Raw genomic sequence first — 19,725 nt, 5'->3', positions numbered from 1 at the left:
CCCTACAGGCCAGGCGTACAGACCAAGGAACCGCTTTCGTGCAAGCCACCGGTACTCAGCGCATCGTCAAGATCCGCCGCGACTACAACAGCTGGGTCGCCGACGAGACCATGGAAGACTATGCCCTGCGCTTCACGCCGAAATCCTTTCGCAAATGGTCGGAACTGCGCATCGCCAACACGGCCCTGAGTGCGGTGTCGTTCCTGGCTCTGGAAGCCATCGGCGGGGCTCTGGCGATCAGCTACGGCTTCACCAACACCCTGTGGGCAGTGCTCGCAGTGGCCCTGGTGATCTTTCTCACCGGCCTGCCGATCAGCTACTACGCGGCGCGTTATGGTGTGGACATGGACCTGCTGACCCGCGGCGCGGGCTTCGGCTATATCGGCTCGACGATCACCTCACTGATCTACGCGAGTTTTACCTTCCTGTTCTTCGCCCTCGAAGCGGCGATCATGGCTCTGGCGCTGGAGCTCTATTTCAAGATCCCGCTGGCGCTGGCTTACGTGATTTGTTCGGTCATGGTGATTCCGCTGGTGGCGTACGGCATCACCCTGATCAACCGCCTGCAAATGTGGACTCAGCCACTGTGGTTATTGCTGCTGGTGCTGCCCTATGTATTCGTGGTGTGGAAGAACCCCGAGGCGCTGGTCGACCTGACCTCCTTCGGCGGTCGCGAAGGAGAAGGTGGCACGTTCAACCTCCTGCTGTTTGGCGCCGCCTGTACCGTCGCGCTGGCATTGGTGACGCAAATTGGCGAACAGGTCGACTACCTGCGTTTCCTCCCGGAAAAAACCGCCGCCAATCGCAAGCGCTGGTGGGCCGCGCTGCTGATGGCGGGACCTGGCTGGATCATTCCCGGCGCCCTGAAGATGCTTGCCGGGGCCTTCCTGGCCTTCCTCGCCCTGCAGCATGAAATCCCCCTCGAACGCGCGGCCGAACCCACGCAGATGTACCTGGTGGCCTTCAGCTACGTATTCAGCTCGCCGCAGTGGGCGCTGGGGGCCATGGTCCTGTTCGTGATCATTTCGCAGATCAAGATCAACATGACCAACGCCTACGCAGGCTCGCTGGCCTGGTCGAACTTCTTCGCCCGCGTCACCCACAGCCACCCAGGGCGCGTGGTATGGCTGGTATTCAACGTGGCTATCGCCCTGATGCTGATGGAGTTGGGCGTATTCGATGCAATCCAGCAGGTACTCGGCCTGTACGCCAATATCGCCATCGCCTGGATCGGCGCGCTGGTCGCCGACCTGGTGATCAATAAGCCGCTGGGCCTGTCGCCCAAGCATATCGAGTTCAAACGCGCCCACCTGTACGACATCAACCCGGTCGGGGTCGGCGCCATGCTCTGCGCCTCACTGTTGTCGATCCTCGCCTACTGCGGGTGGTTTGGTGAACTGGCCCAGGCCGCCTCGCCGATGGTGGCGCTGATCTCGGCCTTTATCGTCGCGCCGCTAATTGCCTGGCTGACCAAGGGTCGCTACTACATTGCGCGCACCAGCGAGCCGCAGCTACAGCTGCTGTTTCCCGTCAGCACCCAGCAAACCCTGGAATGCGGTTTGTGCAGTAATGCCTTCGAGCGCGCCGACATGGCCTTCTGCCCAGCCTACAGTACGCCGATCTGCTCACTGTGCTGCTCGCTGGACGCGCGCTGCGGCGACGCCTGCAAGCCCCAGGCACGTCTCAGCGAACAACTGGATAACTTCGCCCGCTGGCTGCTGCCCAAGCGCTGCATCCCACACCTGCATAGCCGTCTGGCTCAGTACCTGGGTTTACTGGCGCTGTTGGTATTGCTGCTGTTTGGCTCCCTGACGATGATTTATGGGCAGGTGTCTCATGGTCTGCTGCCGCATTTTCCGGAATTGCAGAAGAGCCTCTATCCAGCCTTTCTCAAAGCCTTTCTGACCCTCTCGCTGTTCGCCGCAATCCTCGCCTGGTGGGTGGTACTGACCCGAGAAAGCCGCAGCGTGGCGCAGCAAGAGTCGGATCGACAGACCGTGCTGTTGATGCAGGAAATCGAGGCGCACCGGCGCACCGACGAGGAGCTGCAAAAGGCCAAGGAGGCCAGCGAGGCGGCCAATGCGGCGAAGAGCCGCTATGTCACCGGCTTGTCCCACGAGTTGCGCACCCCGCTCAACAGCATCATGGGCTATACCCAGATCCTGCAACGTGACGACGCCCTGCCCGAGCGCCATCAGGATGCCCTGGCGACCATACTGCGCAACGGCTCGCACCTGCTGTCGCTGATCGACGGCCTGCTCGACGTGGCCAAGATCGAGGCTGGCAAGCTGCGACTGGAGCCCAGCGAAATTGCCTTCCCGGAATTTATCCAGGACCTGCAGCGCATGTTCGCTCCCCAGGCCGAGGAGAAAGGCCTGCGCTTTCGCCTGGAGGTACTGGGCCGCGTGCCGGCGGTGGTGCGCGGTGACGAAAAGCGCGTGCGGCAGATCCTGATTAACCTGCTCGGCAATGCCGTCCGCTTCACCGACAGTGGCGAAGTGTGCCTGCATGTCAGCTACCTGCGTGAGACCGCCAACTTCGAGATCGCCGATACCGGCATCGGCATCGACCCCGAGCAAATCGAGCGGATCTTCCAACCCTTCGAACGCGGCGACCTGATGCGCCAAGACAACGGCGTCGGCCTCGGCCTGACCATCACCCGCATGCTCACCTCGCTGATGGGCGGCGAACTATCGGTGCGCAGCGTGCCCGACCAAGGCACCAACTTCCAGGTGCGCCTGTTCCTCTCCGAGGTACGCGTGCCGCAGGCGGTGGTGCATGTGGCACACGACATTATCGGCTACCACGGTCCGCGCCGGCTGATCCTGGTGGTTGATGACCATATCGAACACCGGCGCGTGCTGACCGGCATGCTCGAACCGTTGGGTTTCAATATCGCCCAAGCCGCCAGCGGCCAGGAAGCCATCCGCCAAGTGGCACTTCTGCACCCGGACCTGATTCTGATGGACCTGTCGATGCCGCAGATGGATGGCTGGGAAACCAGCCGCTTGATCCGCCGCAATGCCCTGTCGCAGGCGCCGATCATCGTGATTTCGGCGAATGCCTTCGCCGACGACCGCGATCGCAGCGTGGCCGCCACCTGCAACGATTACCTGGCGAAGCCCGTGCATACCCCGCACTTGCTCGAACGCATCCAGAAACAGCTCAAGCTGACCTGGTTGCACCGCACTCGCCACGACATTCCCGAACCACTCACCGGCCCCCAGCGCCTGCCCAAGTCCAGCGACCTGGAGGCGTTGCGCGAACTGGCGGCACTCGGTTATGTGCGCGGCCTGCAGGACAAGCTGGATGCCATCGACCAGCAGTCGTCCGACTATGCCCGTTTCACCGCACCACTGCGGGCACTGGCGAAAGGTTTCCGGCTGGACGAACTCACTCGCCAACTCAAGGAGACCGACCATGACCGTGCTGACATCACCCGCTGAACGAGCGGCCGCCGACCACGGCGTGATTCTCATCGTCGACGACACCCCGGACAACCTGGCCCTGCTCTCCGACGCCCTCGACGATGCCGGCTACATGGTGCTGGTGGCACTCGACGGTCTCAGCGCCATCAACCGCATTCAGCGCCGACGCCCGGACCTGATCCTGCTCGATGCGATGATGCCGGGCCTGGATGGCTTCGAAACCTGCCGGCGGATCAAAGCCGAGGCGCAGACAGCCGATATCCCGGTACTGTTCATGACCGCGCTGACCGACAGTGAACATGTGGTGGAAGGTTTTGCCGCTGGCGGCATCGACTACGTGACCAAACCTATCCACACCGACGAAGTGCTGGCACGGGTCGCCTCGCACCTGCGTACCGCGCAGATCCTCCAATCCGCCCGTACGGCTGCCGCACCACGGGATATCAGCCTGAACAACGAGCCGGCCTATGCGACCCTGTCGACGCGCTTTGCCCTGACCGAACGCGAAGTGGAGGTATTGAGCTGGGTGGCTTGCGGTAAGACCAACCGCGATATCGGCGACATTCTCAGCCTTAGTCCGCGCACGGTGAACAAGCACCTGGAGCACGTCTACGTGAAACTCGGCGTGGAGACCCGTACCGCAGCCACCTCAGTGGCCATGGCAGCAATGGCCGAACGGGAGTAGAAACCTAGGCTGGGTTAGCCCGAGGCGCGGCCAGCCGAACGCACGGACGGCAAACCAGCAGCCAAACAGCTCTCCGATCCGGGGTCGCAATCGTCTTGCCCGCCGGCTGGCGAATGCATCGCGCGTCCGGCTACTCCTCGGCGAGCGTCCAGGCAATCAGCGAATCGCCGATCTTGGTACCGAAGGATCCATGCCCGCCGGCCATCTGCACCACGTACTGCTTGCCGGGCTTCGCCGACACATAGGTCATGGGCGTCGCCTGACCGCCCGCCGGCAGCCGCGCTTTCCACAGTTGCTCGCCATTCTGCAGGTCATACGCCCGCAGGTAGTAGTCCAGCGTGCCGCTGAGGCAAGCAACGCCTCCGGCCGTTACCACGGGTCCGCCCAGCCCCGGCGTACCCACCGCAAAGGGGATGCCGAGCGGCGCACTGTCGCGGCTGGTGCCGTTCTTGTGCATCCATACCGGTTGCATGCTGCGCAGATCGACGGCGCTGACAAAGCCCCAGGGCGGCGTCTGGCATGGCAGCCCGAGTACCGACATGGCGATTGATAACCGGCAAGATCAACCAGAGACCGAGGATGCGCCAGAGGTCGATACGCGGCGCCAGCTGCCACCAGTCGAAGCGCACCTCGTACAGGGCCCAGGCCAGCGTGGCGAGCAGCAACAGCGCGTAGAGTCCGATGGCACCGCGACGCCGAGCGAACATCAGCCCGGCCACGCTATCTGTGGATACGGCTGAGGTGCCTTAGTTCAGCCCTGGGGACTGCTGTTTCCCTCAGGCCGCGGCCCCGACCAGCAGCGGCTGCGCCTCGCCCCGCTTGATCAAGGCATACACCACCCCGGTCAGCAGGCTGCCGGCGACGATGGCCAGCAGATAGAGCACCGCATGGTTGATCGCATTGGGGATCAGCAGCACGAACAGACCGCCGTGCGGCGCCATCAGCTTGCAGCCGAAGTACATCGACAGCGCACCGGTCAGGGCGCCGCCGGCGATGCTCGCCGGGATCACTCGCAGCGGGTCCTTGGCCGCGAAGGGGATCGCCCCTTCGGAGATGAAGCACAGCCCCAGCACCCCGGCGGCCTTGCCGGCTTCGCGCTCGCTCTGGGCGAACTTGTGCCGGGCAATCAGGGTGGCGATGGCCATGCCGAGTGGCGGCACCATGCCGGCGGCCATCACCGCGGCCATGGGTGCGTAGCTCTGCGAGGCCAGCAGGCCGACGGAGAAGGCGTAGGCGGCCTTGTTGATCGGCCCACCGAGGTCGACGCACATCATGCCGCCGAGCAGCAGGCCAAGCAGGATGGCGTTGGTGCTGCCCATGCTGTCGAGAAAGCTGGTCAAGCCGACCAGCATACCCGCCACCGGCTTACCGACCACGTAGATCATCACCAGGCCAGTGAACAGGCTGGCCAGCAGCGGGATGATCAGGATCGGTTTCAGCGCCTCGACGCTGGCCGGCAACTGCACCCAGCGGGCGATGGCCTTGGCCGCATAACCGGCGAGGAAGCCGGCGATGATGCCGCCGATGAAACCCGCACCCAGCGAGCTGGCGAGCAGGCCGCCGATCATCCCCGGCGCCAGGCCGGGACGGTCGGCGATCGAATAGGCGATATAGCCGGCCAGCACCGGCACCATCAATTTGAACGCGGCGTCGCCGCCAATCTGCATCAGCGCGGCGGCCAGGCTGCCCTCCTGCTTGAACGCCTCGATGCCGAAGACGAACGACAGGGCGATCATCAGGCCGCCGGCCACCACCATCGGCAACATGAAGGACACCCCGGTGAGCAGGTGCTTGTAGGCCCCGCCCTGAGCGGCGGGCCCAGACTGCGCGGCCTCGCCCTGGTCGCCAGCGGCCAGCGGCTGGGCCTCGACCAGGGCGCGCTCGAGGGTCTGCCGGGGCTGCTTGAGGGCCACCCCGGTGCCGCAGCGAAACACCTTCTTGCCGGCAAAGCGCGCGGTGTCCACCTCGATATCGGTGGCCAGCAGCACCACGTCGGCGGCGGCGATGGCGGCGTCATCCAGCACATTGCGCGCGCCCACCGAACCGCGGGTTTCCACCTGCAGCTGGTAGCCGAGCTGCTCGGCGGCCTGCTGCAGGGCCTCGGCGGCCATGAAGGTGTGCGCCACCCCGGTCGGGCAGGCGGTCACCGCGACCAGGCGTGGCCGCGCAGTCGTCTCGGCGAGCGCCGGCGCATCCTGCTGCAGGACCTCGGCGTGTTCGGCGGCGGCGCGCAGGAACTGCTGCGGATCGACCAGCGCTTCGGCCGGGGTGGATTGCACCAGGCGTTTGCCGACGAAGCGTTGCAGCGACAGGTCGCCGGTCTTGACCACCACCACCAGCTCGGCGGCGGCGATGTCGGCGTCGCTCAGCGGCGAACCTATCGCCTTGGGGTCATGCACCTCGACCCGGCTCGTCCAGCCCAGACGTTGGGCGGCGGCTTGCAGTAAACGCGAGCAGAGCACGCTGGTGACCATGCCATTGGGGCAGGCGGTGACAATCAGCAGATTCATGGCAATGACCTCATTATTGTTTTAATCCAGGGACGCGACAGCCACGCCCGCTTCCAGGCGTGCCAGTTGTTCCCTGTCGTGTATACCGAAACCGAGCTGGGTGACTGCCTGGGCGGCGATCGCGGTGGCCAGACGCAACGTGCGCTCTGCCGGCCAGCCACTCAGCAGGCCGTGCAGCGTGGCGGCCAGCAGCGAGTCGCCGGCGCCCACCGTACTGACCACCTCGACCCGCGGCGGCCGTGCCTGCAGCGCAATGTCCGGGCCGAACCAGTAGACGCCCTCGGCGCCGCGCGACAGCAGCACATGCTCCACGCCCGAGGCACGCAGGCGCAGCGCCGCGGCGCGCAACTCGGCCGCCGAGGACACCGGCAAAGCGCAGGCCTCGGCCAGTTCCTCCTCGTTGGGCTTGATCAACCAGGGCGCCACGCCAAGCCCGGCGCGCAATGCGGCGCCACTGCTGTCCAGCGCCAGCGGCAGGCCGAATGCCTGCAGCCGGCGCAACAGCGCGGCGAACCACTCGGGGCTGACGCCCTGCGGCAGGCTGCCGGCGACCACGATGGCATCGTGACCCGCCACGATCTGCTCCAGCGCCTCGAGCAGCTCGGCCTGGTGCACCGCCCCGACCTGCGGCCCCGGACCATTGAGGTCGGTGATCCGCCCGCCGCGCTCGGCCAGTTTGATATTGCTGCGGGTTTCGCCGGGCACGCGGACGCAGGCGTCGACGAACCCACGGCGGGCGAACAGCGCCTCGAAGGGCGCGGCGTTGGCCTGCCCAAGAAACCCGCTGACCGTGACCTTGTGGCCCAGATCGGCGAGCACCTGGGCCACGTTCAGACCCTTGCCGGCGGCGTGGCTGTGCAGCCCCAGGCTGCGATTGACCGCGCCGACCTGCAAGGTATCGAGCGACACGGTCAGGTCCAGCGCCGGGTTCAGGGTCAGGCTGAGAATGCGCGCCATCAGCCGATCTCCTCGACCAGGGCGCGCACTGCCGCGGCGCTGTCCAGGCCGAGGGCCTGGCGGGCCAGCAGCTGGCTCTGACTGAAGTCCAGCTCGCGCACCCGCGCCTTGACCAGGGCGATGCTGCGCGGCGAGACGCTCAACTCGTCCACCCCCAGGCCGACCAGCAGGGGCACCGCGAGCATGTCGCAGGCCAGTTCGCCGCACACCCCGACCCACTTGCCCTGGGCGTGGGCGGCCTCGACGGTCATGCCGATCAGGCGCAGCACCGCCGGATGCAGGCCATCGGCCTGGGCCGACAGGGTCGGGTGGTCGCGGTCGATGGCCAGGGTGTACTGGGTCAGGTCGTTGGTGCCGATGCTGAAGAAGTCCACCTCGCACGCCAGCACCGGCGCCAGCAGCGCCGCCGAGGGCACCTCGACCATGATCCCCAGCTGCAGATCGGCCAGCGGAATCTCTTCGCGCAGGCGCAGCGCCATATCCCGCGCGCTGCGCCACTCCTCGACGCCGCAGACCATCGGGAACATGATCCGCAGCGGCCGGCCCTCGGCGGCGGCGAGCAAGGCGCGCAACTGGGTTTCCAGGATCTCCGGGCGCTGCAGGCTGAGGCGGATGCCGCGCACACCAAGGAACGGATTCGCCTCCGCCGGCATCGGCCAGTACGGCAGCGGCTTGTCGCCGCCGACATCCAGGGTGCGCACCACCAGCGGCCGGCCGTCGAGGGCATCGAGCACGCGCCGGTATTCGGCCTCCTGGGTCGCCTGGTTCGGCGCCTGGGGGTGATCCATGAACACCAGCTCGGTGCGCAGCAGACCCACCGCCTCGCCGCCCAGTTCGACCGCCGCGGCGGTGTCTCCGCTGGCGCCGATATTGGCCGCCACTTCCAGGCGATGGCCGTCACGGGTCACCGCCGGCTGCATGCGTTCGGCATGGGCGCGTTCGCGACGGGCTTCGCTGGCCTCGCGCTGGCGCAACGCCTGCGCCAGGGTCGGCTGATCGGGTGCCACGCGGACCAGGCCGTGATCGCCATCGAGCAACAGCACGGTGCCCTGGGCCAATGCCAAGACCGCCTCGCCGGCACCCACCACCGCCGGGATGCCCAGCGTGCGGGCGATGATCGCGCTGTGTGCGGTGGCCCCGCCGCGCGCGGTGAGGATGCCGGCGACGCGCTGTCGATCGAGGCTGGCGACATCCGAAGGCGCCACTTCGTCCATCACCAGAATGTAGGGTTCGTCCGGCTCGTGCGGCGCCTCGACGCCACACAGCCGAGCCAGCACGCGGCGACCAATGTCGCGCAGATCGGCGGCACGTTCGGCCAGCAGCGCATCATGCAAGGCTTCCTGCTGGCTCGCCGCCACCTCGATCTCGCCCGCCCAGGCCGCCTCGGCACTGAGCCCCTCGCCCAGGCGCGCCGTGACGTCCTCGGCCAGGGCCGGGTCACGCAGCATCGCCTGGTGGGTGATGAAGATCTCGCGAATATTGGCCTCGCTCGTGGCCTCGACCAGGCGCTGAATGTCGGCACCGACCTGCTCCAGCGCCGCGCTCAAACGCTGCTGCTCCAGGGTCGCGCCCTGGCCTTGCTGCGGGTAATCGAGCAGCGGTGGCACCCGCACCAGCGCCGGGCCGATGGCGATACCCGGCGCCGCGGCCACTGCCTGCAGACGCGCGCCGGCAGCCGGTGCCTGGGCCTTGGCCGCCGCGCTGACAGTTGCCGCGGCGCCGGCCGACAAGCCTGTCTCGGCCAGCGGCAAGGGTTCGATGCTTTCGCCGAGACCGGCCAGCACGGCGGCTTCCAAGGCCGGCAGGACTTCGCCGGCGATCGCCGGTTCGGCGCTGAACTGCAGTGCCTGACCGCGCCGCGCGCCGAGCGCCAGCAGCTTGCTCAGGCTCTTGACCGAGACCCCGGGTCCCGCCTCGCCGGCCAGGCGCACCCGCACCTCGCCGGCGAAGGCCAGGGCGATTTCGCTCAGGACCTTGGCCGGGCGGGCATGCAAGCCATGGCTATTGGCCAGGACCACGGCGCGCATCGGCCAGTCGGCCGGCACTTCGCCGCCCAGGGCCTCGAGCACGCTGCGGCTGCTAGTCGCCTGGCTGAAGGCTGCGGCGCGGCCCTCAATCAGCAAATCGCACAGGCGCTCGAGCAATTGCCGATGGGCCTCGCCGAGGCTGGCCAGGCAGAACAGGCCGGTCAGTGGTTGGCCCCGATAGTCGAGCGGCTGCGCTGGGGTGACGAACGCCAGGCCCGGACTGAGCACCGCCTGATCGCTGTGCAGCCACCACAGGCCGTTGCCCAGCGGCAGCGGCTGGCCCTGGGCCAGGCTGTTGGCGAAGCCCGACTCGGCGCAACCGGCCTTCTTCAGCAACCGCGCGCCCTGCCAGAGCAACTCGTCGAAATCCTCGACCGCCACGCCCAGGCCGATCAGCTGGCTGTCCAGCGCCAGTTCCTGCGGTGCGCCCTGCAGCAGCGCGACTATCGCCTCGGGCGCTTGCGCCTCGCGCAACGCCGGGGCGAGATCGCCTTCGCCCAAGGCGCGGGTCAGCAGTTGCAGCAGGCGCAGGTGCTCATCCGAGCGGGCAGCGATGGCAATCGCCAGGTAGACCATCTGCCCATTGCCCCAGTCCACCCCCTCGGGGAACTGGATCAGGCGCACGCCGGTGCAATGCACCTGATCGCGGGTTTCCGGGGTGCCATGGGGAATCGCGATGCCCTGGCCCAGGTAGGTCGAACCCTGCGCTTCGCGCGCCTGCATGCCGGCCAGATAGCCGGGGGCGACCAAATCATCGTGCACCAGGCGATCGGCCAGCAGCGCCAGCGCCGCCGGTTTATCCGCGGCACTGCGGCCCATCTGGATCTGCGTGACATTCAACTCGAGCATCGAAGATATCCTCTGGCAACTGACGGCGGCGCTAGGGTGAAGACCCGACTATTCGCACAGAATAGTCACTCTGGCGACTTGCTGAATCGTTTCACCTAATGGCTGGCACGTTACCTGATAATCGGCGATCCTTGAAGCCCGGCCGTCATCCCACCCAGGACTCCACTTTGAAACTCAGCGACATCGCCCGCCTGGCCCAGGTTTCCGTGACCACCGCCAGTTACGTGATCAACGGTCAGGCCGACAAACGGCGGATCAGCGCCGCCACCGTGGCGCGGGTACTGGAAGTGGTCGAGCGCCACGGCTACCGCCCCGACCAGCAAGCCGCCGGCCTGCGCCGCGGGCAGAGCCGCTGCCTGGGCTTCATCCTGCCGGACCTGGAGAACCCCAGTTACGCGCGCCTGGCCAAGCTGCTCGAACAGCGCGCCCGCGCCGCCGGCTATCAGTTGCTGATCGCCAGCTCCGATGACGACCCGGACAGCGAACGCCAGGTGCTCGAACTGTTCCGCTCGCGCCGCTGCGACGCGCTGATCGTCGCCAGCTGCCTGCCGCAGGACGAGCCGGCCTACCGGCACCTGCTCGCGGCCGGCGTGCCGGTGATCGCCGTCGACCGCGCCCTCGATCCCGCGCACATCTGCTCGGTGGTCAGCGACGACCAGCAGGCCGGCGCCCTGCTCACGTCCAGCCTGCTCAGCCCGCCGCCGCGGCATATCGCCCTGATCGGCGCGCGCCCGGAGCTGCCGATCAGCCAGGCCCGCGAACGCGGCTTTCGTCAGGCCCTGAGTGGTTTCGCCGGCACCGTCAGCGTCAGCCACGCCGAACAATTCAACCGCGCCTGTGGTTACCGGCAGATGCGCGCCCTGCTGGACAACCCCGCCGACCTGCCGGATGCGCTGATCACCACCGCCTACGTCCTGCTCGAAGGGGTCTTCGATGCCTTGCAGGAACAGTCGGGGCCGGGCGTCGAGGGTCTGCGCCTGGCCACCTTCGGCGACACCCAGTTGCTGGATTTCCTGCCGCTGCGGGTCAACGCCATAGTCCAGCAACACGCGCAGATCGCCGAGCGCGTCCTCGACCTGGCCCTGCGCGCCATCGAGCACAACGACTACCAACCCGGTATCGAAGCCATCCCGCGGATTCTCAAGATCCGCCGCGCGCTGTAGCAACCGAGTGCCCGCCGTATCCTTAGCGATTGAAGCCGCGCCCAGATTGACCAGGCGGCATGCCGACTGGCGCAGCGCCGGCAAATCGCCGATGCTTTGTCCATGCGCCTGATCGACACCCACACCCACCTCGACTTCCCCGACTTCGACGCCGACCGCGCCGAGCTGCTCGCGCGCTGCCGCGCCCAGGGTGTAGAGCGCCTGGTGGTGCTCGGCGTACACCAGGGCAACTGGCAGCGGCTGTGGGACCTGGTGCAGGGCGATACCGGCCTGTATGCCGCCTTCGGCCTGCACCCGGTGTTCCTCGACCACCACCGCCCCGAACACCTGCGCGAATTGCGCGACTGGCTGCAGCGCCTGGCCGGCCACCGGCAACTCTGTGCGCTGGGCGAGTTCGGCCTGGATTACTTTCTCGAACAGCTCGACCGCGAACGCCAACAGACGCTGTTCGAGGCACAACTGCACCTGGCCCTGGAGTTCGAGCTGCCGGCCCTGCTGCACGTGCGCCGCGCCCACGCCGTCACCATCGCCACCCTGAAACGCCTCAGGCCGCCACGCGGCGGCATCATCCACGCCTTCGCCGGCAGCTTTGAAGAAGCCCGCGAATACCTCAAGCTGGGCTTCAAACTGGGCCTAGGCGGCGCGCCGACCTGGCCCCAGGCCAAGCGTCTGCAGCAGACCCTGGCGCGCCTGCCACTGGAGGCCGTGGTGCTGGAAACCGACGCCCCGGACATGGCCCCGGCCATGCACCCGCACCAGCGCAACAGCCCGGAATACCTACCGGAAATCTGCGCCGAGCTGGCGCGACTGATGAATATCGAGCCGGAGCAACTGGCCGAAGCCAGCAGCCGCAATGCCGCGGAGTTGTTCGGTTGGGCATAAAAACTGGCGGGTTGTCGCTGCGCTCCGAAGCCGCCCTACCGTCTCGGAGCAATCCGCCCGATCCGGGATGGTTAGCGATCCGTAGGGTGTCACTCGCCGCAGGCAGTGCACCATTGGCCGCTCGGTGCGGCATAAAAGCTGGCGGGTTGTCGCTGCGCTCCGAAGCCGCCCTACCGTCTCGGAGCAATCCGCCCGATCCGGGATGATTAGCGATCCGTAGGGTGTCACTCGCCGCAGGCAGTGCACCATTGGCCGCTCGGTGCGACATAAAAGCTGGCTGGCTGTCGCTGCGCTCCGAGCGGACGGCGACCCGGCTGCCCACCCCCAAACGGAGCGCCGCCAGTCCGTTCTGCGCAGCGGGCGTAAACGACAAGGCCCGCCAATTGGCGGGCCTTGTCGGTTGTGCAACAAGCCTCAGACGCGGAACGCGCCGATCAGTTGCTTCAGGCGTGATACCAGTACGGACAACTCGCGGCTGGCCGACTCGGTCTGGCTGGCGCCTGCGGCGGTACGTTCGCCGGCGCGGTTGATCTCGACGATATTCTGGTCGATATCGTGCGCCACCGCCGTCTGCTGCTCGGCGGCCGCGGCGATCTGCTGGCTCTGATCGACGATCATGCCCACCGCGCCGAGGATGTTCTCCAGCGCCTGTTGCACCTTGCCCGACTCGCTGACCGTGCCACTGGCCATCTGATGGCTGGCGCCCATGGCCTTGACCGCCGCCCCGACGCCGCCCTGCAGCTTGTCGATCATGTTCTCGATCTGCTCGGTGGACTGCTGGGTGCGCTTGGCCAGGTTGCGCACTTCATCGGCGACCACGGCGAAACCGCGGCCCTGTTCGCCAGCCCGCGCCGCCTCAATAGCCGCGTTGAGGGCCAGCAGGTTGGTTTGTTCGGCGATGCCCTTGATCACGTCCAGCACCTGGCTGATCGAGGCACTGTCGCTGGCCAATTGGTTGATCACCGCCACCGACTGGTCGATCTCACTGGACAGGCGCTGAATGCTGCCGACCTGGGACTCGACCAAGGCGCGGCCGCTGACGGTTTCGTTGTTCACGCTCTGCGCGCTGTCGACCGCCGCAGCGGCGCTACGCGCGACCTCCTGGGCGGTGGCGGACATCTGGTTCATCGCCGTCGCCACCTGCTCGATCTGGCTGCGTTGCCCAGCGACCGCCTGGTTGCTCTCACCCGAGACCAGCTCCACGCTGTCGGCCTGACGCTCGACCTCGCCCACGGTCTGGCCAACCCGCTCGATCAGGTCATGGATCTTGCGCACGGTCTCGTTGAATACCTGCCCCAGCTCGCCCAGCTCATCCTTGCTCTGCGCGGTGAAGCTGACCGTCATATCGCCGGCCGCGACCTTGTTCATGACCTCGCCGAGGCTCTTCAAGGTGCTGCGGGTCGACACATAGAAGGCGCCATAGAGGTAGCCGATCAGCAGGAACACCACCACCAGCGCCGCAACCAACAGGACCATCTGCCCACGGTTTTCCTGCAGCCGCTCCTGCAGTTGCTGATCGAGGAAAGCCAGCACCGCCTCGTTCAGCTCATAGGTCTTGCCCATGGCCGCGTCGACTTGCTCATAGAACTGCGTCCAGGGCGTATCCAGGGTATCGGCAATCACCACCTGGTCTTCGAACAGCACAGCGCTGGTCTTCAGGGTCGCCTGGCTGGCCGTGGCCAGGGCTTCCAGTGCCGCGCGCGCAGCCGGGCTGCTGCTCAAGGCCTCCTGCAGGTTCAAGCCATATTCGGCGTGGAGTTTTTCCAGCTCCAGCAGCAAATCATCGAACTTGGTACTGGTGCCCGAATTGAGAAAGCCCTGCCCCAGGGAAGCAGCACCCATCGTCCGGCCTTCACCCAATGCGGAGACAACCCGTGGCGTGATGCCGACGATCAGCTCGGTCATCTGCCGCACTTCGCGCTGACGATCCTGGCTGAGTCCGGCCTGAGCGGCGATCAGCTTGATAAAGACCTGCGACTGGCCCAATAGCTTTTTGGCCATGGCCGCTTTGCCTTGCAGCGACGTCTCGCTCTGTACCGCGGCCAGCTCGGCAACCATTTCATCGCGCTTGGCGGTGAATTCGTCGATCTGCTCGGCCTCGTGCACCACCGGCGCCAAGTCGCGCAGGCGCTCCGCGATGGAGCCTTGCAGGCGCGTGATGCGACTCTCGAGGTCGCCGGCCTGACCGGACTGACCGATCATCACGTTGATTTCCGCCAGGTCGGAGAAGTCTTCCAGGTCGCGCCGTAAATTCAGCCCCTGACCGAGCAGGTCGATACTCTCCAGGGCCGCCTGGGTACTGACGAACTGACGATAGGAGTCGCGTACCAGATAGAAGTTGGTGACCAGCATGGGCAGAAAGAACAAGACACTGATCAAGCTGAACTTCATGCCGAAGCTGAGGCGATTCATTAGCGCGATGGCCGGATACAGCACGGTCTTCACAAGACGTCTCCCGTTCTCATTATTGTTATGAAGCGTTACAAGGTTGACCGCGAAAAGGCTTCCGCGGTGATGGTTGCATCCCTTGCAGCCCGCCCTGAAGCGTCCCGATCAATGCGCAGCAGCCAGTCCGGCAGATCCGCCTGAGCCCCCCTGGCCGCTCGATCGAGCACTGTGTGCTTGTATACCCGGTATCGACAGCAAACTCTGTAACTTAAGGTTAAGCACCCACTATCTTCTGCTCTTGATCCTCAGCAGGAGCGGTGCATGCGCCGGCGGGGCTGGCCGACCGGCGCCCCATCAAATGACGCGGCCAGCGCAGGCTGAGCGCAACGCCAGCCCACACAGCGTTCTGGGTGAACTGCGGGAAATCTGCCGCCCGCGCAACCACGCCCCGGAGAGCGCCGAAGCGTATGCGTCGATGGATTGATTTGACCGATGATGATGGCTGAGCGCCGATGGGTGTCGCTCCGCTCAGCCAGCGCCTAGAAAAGCCCGCGACCGCGCGGAATCAGTAGAGCAGCTCCCACAGGGCGAATACGACGTACCAGAGCACGGCGGCGCGCACCAGCAGCTGCCACAAGCTGTCCAGGCTGCGCACCCCGACTTCGCCGATCACCGGCTCCGGCGTCTCGCAGGCCGCGCGTCCAACGTCGATCACCAGCTGGGCTGCACTGATGTCCCAGCTCAACAATTCATGCAGCAACGCCCGATTGACCGCCACGAAATGACCGACCAGGGCGAAACTCGCCGCCAGTGCCCGCACGGGCATCCAGTCGAAAGCATGCCGCAGCTGCACGGCACGCTCGCGCAAGACTTCCTGCCCGGCATGTTCGGCCAGCAGAGCCAGCAGCCGATAAGCCAAGGCCGCCAATGGGCCAAGCAGCGCGTACCAGAAGATCACGGCAAAGAAACTCTGATAGGCCTGCCACACCAGATGGCCCTGCACCTGCTGCAGCAGCACGCCCTCTTCGTCGGCCTCCAGGGCCAGGTCACGCCGGGCGACCAGATAGGCCGCCTCACTGTCGCCGCGCCGCCAGCTGTCGCGAAACGGCCCGAGCGCCGCCTGCAAATCGCCACGCCCAAGGCTATAGATCAGCACCAGCAGGTGCACCGGCAACGCCAACCATCCATAGGCCAGCGGCTCGAGCAGCATCAGCACCAGCCCCAGCGCCACCAGCGGCAGAACCACCAACACCACGACCGCCAACCATGGGCTCTCGATAAAATCCGCTTGTCGTTCCGACCAGGCCAACAGTCGCAACCAGGGCCCGTCCTGCTGAATCTTGTTGCGCCAGGCCGAGAATTTCTCCACCCACAGCACCAGCAACAACACCAGAAAACTCATGATCTCTCCTTCCTATCCATCAGTGCGGCGCGCAGGCGTGGCCAATCGAACGCCGGACCGGGGTCAGTCTTGCGGGTCGGGGCGATGTCGCTGTGCCCGCAGATACGCGCCAGGTTGAGCGCCGGATACACCCTTTGCAACTCGACCGTCAGGCCAACCAATGCGGCATATTGCGCATCGGTGAAGGGTCGCTCATCGGTGCCTTCCAGCTCGATCCCCAGAGAATAGTCGTTGCAGTTCTCCCGCCCGGCGAAACACGACTGCCCGGCATGCCAGGCGCGCTCGTTGCACGAGACGAACTGGGTGATGGCGCCGTCGCGCTCGATCAGGAAATGCGCCGACACGCGCAACGCCGCTATCTCGGCAAAGTATGGATGCTCATCGACGATCAGGCGATTCTGGAAAAATTCCTGCACCTTGCCGGTAGCGAACTGCCCTGGTGGCAGGCTGATGTTATGGATCACCAACAGGGAAACCTCACCCTGCGGGCGCTCATTGAAATTGGGCGACGGACAGTGGTGCACCCCTTGGCACCAACCACTGCGAGAATCCAGCTGCATAAAGGCTCCTTGAACGAGCCTCCACTCTAGAGCAGGCGGGCAGCAGGGCCAAGCACTGGTCATGGCGGATGCACGTTGCCTGAGCGCCGCAGCCTCGTAAGGCGGTGATTACCTTGCAAGAGCGGCCAGACGGCGATTCGGGCGTAGGCCGGTGTGGCCGGCGATCCGTTTGAAGCGCAGCGACAGCCCACCAGCTGTTGTGCCGCGCCGAGCGACCAATGGTGCACTGCCTACGGCGAGTGACACCCTACAGACTGGAGATTGCTCCAAACTCAGCCAGCCGCCATCCATCGTAGGGCGGCCTCGGAGCGCAGCGACAGCCCGCCAAAATTTGTGCAGCGCCGAACAACTAGCAGTGCACTGCCTGCGGCGAGTGACTCCCGACAGGTTGTGGATAGCTCTAAATCCACCAATCCGCCCATGGATCCGCAGGGCGGTGCGGGCGGCGATTCACATGGAGCGCAGCCACAGCCACCTAGCGCTGGGCGCTGCCCCAAGGGACGTGGCAAACCGCCCCCGGCGCCAGGGCCAGAGCAACCGAGGGTTTTCAGGCGCCCTTGAGCTTGCGCAGGTTGCCGATTACCGATTCCAGCGCCCGATCGAACAGCAGCGCATCGTCGAGCAGGCGGATGGCATTGCGGCGGAACTCGATCGCCAGGCCCATGCGGGTTTTTTCCAGTATCTTCATGCCGGTGCGGTTGACGAAGATGTACTTGCCGGTCGGCTTGATCACCGCGGCCAGCTTGCAGCGCAGCTTGTGCTCCGCGTCTTCCTGAAACTCGACCCAGCTGCCGACCCGCAAGCTATCAACCCGCAGCAGGGCTTCGTCGTCATCGGCCAGGCAGATTTCGGGCGCACTCACACCGATCTGCCCGGGGGCCAGCAGGACGATTTCCTCGACCACCTCGATCATCGCTGGCACCTCCAGCGCTGCCGCTGGCGACAGTTCCAGCGTGGCCGGCTCACCCGCAGCCTCAGGAGCGTCGCTGACGAGCTCTGCCGGCTCTTCGGTCCGATCCTGCTCGGCCGCCGGCATCACTCGCTTGAACCGCTGGAAAGCCTGCACATGCAGAATCTCCAGCTGACTGAAGAACTCGCCGGTGGAGAACGGATCGAACGCCGCGCTGGCCATGCCTTCGCGCAACGCCTTGAGCAGCCCCGGGACCAGCTGCAGCAGATGCAGACGCGCCTCCGGGTCCTCGTGGGGCTGTGCACTCCAGACCAGATCGTCCATGGTCGCCAACGCTGCCCGCCACTCGGGCGAGTCCACGCCGTGCTTGAGGCAGGTCAGCAGCAGCACCTTGCTCCAGGCCTCCTGCAGCAGGCGCACCACCACCTCGGGCAGGCGCTTGCCGAGCAAGCGCTCATTCAGCGCCAACTCGACCTGCCGCCGAGCCAGCTCGGCCTTGGCGCTGCCCTCTTCCGCGTCGCGAGTACGCTGTTCCAGCAGCTCGCTACGCCGCCGCTCATTGCCGGTGAAAGCGAGAAAGTCGGCCAGCAGTTCGGCAAAGATCTGCGGATCATCGACAAAGTCGTTGAGCAAGCGCTGCACCACTTGCTCGATTTTCTGATAGAGGCTGCCGCGCTGCGTGTCGTCCTGTTCACCCCAGCCCAGAGCAGCCGAAGCGATTTCATTGAGCAGGCGCCGGGCCGGATGACTGCCACGACTGAAGAAGGTCTTGTCCAGCACCGCGACCTTGAGCATCGGAATCTGCAGGCGGGCGATCAGCGCTTTCAGCGAATCCGGCAGAGTGCGGTCATCGAGGATGAATTCGAACAGCATCGACACCAGATTGATAACGTCCTCATCGACCTCGCCGACCATCCGCGCCTTGCCGCTTCTGGCGCTGGCACTGCTGAGCAGTTGTTCGAGCTGCTCGCGCAGATCGAACTGATCGCCGACCGGAGCCGGCGCATGCTGCTGCATATGGGAGAGCAGGCGCAGCAGATCGCGGCTGGTGATCGGCGATGCATCGGCCGGCGTCTCGCGGCGCGGCATGGCACGGCCGCGCACCTGCGCCAGCAGCTCCTGCAGCGCCACGAACACTTCCTGCACGCTGTCGCCGGCCTGCTCGCCAGCAGCGGCGCCGGCCTGCTGCGCGGGGTCGTGCGCCGCCGGGGAGCGATCCGGGTTGCGCCGCACCGGCGCCGACTTCAGTTCCGGCAACACACCCGCAGCCACCAGCAGCTGATTGGCCTCGGCATAGAGCTGATCGAGGTCGGCCAGCACATACTTTTCAAACAGTTTGAGGATGATCAGCTTGACCTTGATCTCCACCCCCAAACTGCTGCACGCCTCGAGAAAGGCCGAGCAGAGCGCAGCGGGGCCGAGCGGATTGGACTTGTCGTCGAGTTTCTTGCTGATCAGGGCATTCAGGCGCGTGGTCAGGTGCCTGACCGCCATGCTGTCGCGGCTCATGACCTTGGCGATCATGGCCTCCAGCGCCACGGACACTTCCAGCTCGTCGTGCTGAACCAACGCCAGACTGTCGAACGAGACTGCGCCCAGCGGCGCCCGGCCGACCTCGTATTGATTGAAGGTGGCAAAAGGCTCGAAGACCTCTTGCAGGAAGCCGCGCTCGATACTCTTGCGCTTCAAACGCAGATCGCGCATGGCTTCGAAGAAGGCATTCTGCTCGCCATTGCTCGCCGCCCGATCCGCCATCTCGAACAGCGTATCGTCGGCATTGTCGAACAGGGTTTGCAGGGCGTCTTTGAGCTGCTGCGCAGCCTTGTCGCGTAGGTGAATGAGCGCCACGGGCAGTCTTCCTACCGGTGAAGTGGGCGATTGCTCCGCGGCCACCGGGTTCAGGTGCACCACATTCGCATCAGTCTTCATTGCGACTCTCCTGCAGATTGCCCCCTCCTGGGCAA

Annotated in this window: 11 protein-coding genes and 2 pseudogenes; 4 read left to right on the top strand and 9 right to left on the bottom strand. The window is 65.8% G+C overall.

What is annotated here, in order from left to right:
• Positions 1 to 38 precede the first annotated feature (38 nt).
• Positions 39 to 3,446 (top strand): hybrid sensor histidine kinase/response regulator, encoded by a 3,408-nt coding sequence (locus tag PH586_RS02040; RefSeq protein WP_271346103.1) that lies wholly within the window; start codon positions 39 to 41, stop codon positions 3,444 to 3,446.
• A complete protein-coding gene (locus PH586_RS02035; protein ID WP_271346102.1) occupies positions 3,421 to 4,113 on the top strand; it encodes a response regulator in 693 nt (230 codons plus the stop codon). The genes PH586_RS02040 and PH586_RS02035 overlap by 26 nt, the downstream gene beginning before the upstream one ends.
• Positions 4,114 to 4,243: 130 nt before the next feature.
• Here the strand turns inward: PH586_RS02035 and PH586_RS02030 are convergent.
• From PH586_RS02030 to ptsP, 4 genes and pseudogenes are all read right to left on the bottom strand, one after another.
• Positions 4,244 to 4,669, bottom strand: a pseudogene (locus PH586_RS02030) (membrane-bound PQQ-dependent dehydrogenase, glucose/quinate/shikimate family); the annotation flags it as partial.
• 220 nt (positions 4,670 to 4,889) lie between these two features.
• On the bottom strand, positions 4,890 to 6,623 hold the full coding sequence (locus PH586_RS02025; protein ID WP_271346101.1) for a fructose-specific PTS transporter subunit EIIC: 1,734 nt from the start codon (positions 6,621 to 6,623) through the stop codon (positions 4,890 to 4,892).
• Between the two features lie 21 nt (positions 6,624 to 6,644).
• Positions 6,645 to 7,580: a 1-phosphofructokinase gene (gene pfkB / locus PH586_RS02020; protein WP_271346100.1), complete on the bottom strand. Its 936-nt coding sequence runs from the start codon at positions 7,578 to 7,580 to the stop codon at positions 6,645 to 6,647.
• Positions 7,580 to 10,456, bottom strand: coding sequence for a phosphoenolpyruvate--protein phosphotransferase (ptsP, locus tag PH586_RS02015; RefSeq protein WP_271346099.1), 2,877 nt, complete (start codon positions 10,454 to 10,456; stop codon positions 7,580 to 7,582). Before ptsP ends, pfkB begins: the two co-directional genes overlap by 1 nt.
• A 167-nt stretch (positions 10,457 to 10,623) precedes the next feature.
• Between ptsP and cra the strand changes: the two genes are divergently transcribed.
• Together cra and PH586_RS02005 are read left to right on the top strand one after the other, a co-directional pair.
• Positions 10,624 to 11,619, top strand: a complete 996-nt coding sequence (gene cra, locus PH586_RS02010) for a catabolite repressor/activator (RefSeq protein WP_271346098.1) — start codon at positions 10,624 to 10,626, stop codon at positions 11,617 to 11,619.
• 102 nt (positions 11,620 to 11,721) lie between these two features.
• The gene (locus PH586_RS02005; RefSeq protein WP_271346097.1) at positions 11,722 to 12,501 is read left to right on the top strand and encodes a TatD family hydrolase; all 780 of its coding nucleotides are present in this window, start codon (positions 11,722 to 11,724) and stop codon (positions 12,499 to 12,501) included.
• A gap of 414 nt (positions 12,502 to 12,915) precedes the next feature.
• Here PH586_RS02005 and PH586_RS23635 read toward each other — a convergent pair whose 3' ends face one another.
• The 5 genes and pseudogenes from PH586_RS23635 to PH586_RS01985 all read right to left on the bottom strand — a co-directional run bounded on the left by PH586_RS23635 (position 12,916) and on the right by PH586_RS01985 (position 19,690).
• Positions 12,916 to 13,620, bottom strand: coding sequence for a methyl-accepting chemotaxis protein (locus PH586_RS23635; RefSeq protein WP_408636750.1), 705 nt, complete (start codon positions 13,618 to 13,620; stop codon positions 12,916 to 12,918).
• A gap of 153 nt (positions 13,621 to 13,773) precedes the next feature.
• Positions 13,774 to 13,977, bottom strand: a pseudogene (locus PH586_RS23630) (HAMP domain-containing protein); the annotation flags it as partial.
• Between the two features lie 1,477 nt (positions 13,978 to 15,454).
• The gene (gene ampE / locus PH586_RS01995; RefSeq protein ID WP_271346095.1) at positions 15,455 to 16,291 is read right to left on the bottom strand and encodes a regulatory signaling modulator protein AmpE; all 837 of its coding nucleotides are present in this window, start codon (positions 16,289 to 16,291) and stop codon (positions 15,455 to 15,457) included.
• Positions 16,288 to 16,851: a 1,6-anhydro-N-acetylmuramyl-L-alanine amidase AmpD gene (ampD, locus tag PH586_RS01990; RefSeq protein ID WP_271346094.1), complete on the bottom strand. Its 564-nt coding sequence runs from the start codon at positions 16,849 to 16,851 to the stop codon at positions 16,288 to 16,290. The genes ampE and ampD overlap by 4 nt, the downstream gene beginning before the upstream one ends.
• 547 nt (positions 16,852 to 17,398) lie before the next feature.
• A complete protein-coding gene (locus tag PH586_RS01985; protein ID WP_271346093.1) occupies positions 17,399 to 19,690 on the bottom strand; it encodes a DUF1631 domain-containing protein in 2,292 nt (763 codons plus the stop codon).
• Positions 19,691 to 19,725: the final 35 nt, after the last annotated feature.

Source organism: Pseudomonas aestuarii, from assembly GCF_027988105.1.
Taxonomy (GTDB): domain Bacteria; phylum Pseudomonadota; class Gammaproteobacteria; order Pseudomonadales; family Pseudomonadaceae; genus Aquipseudomonas; species Aquipseudomonas aestuarii.
The sequence above is the reverse complement of the archived record's forward strand: the minus strand, read 5'-3'. Positions and strand labels throughout refer to the sequence as shown.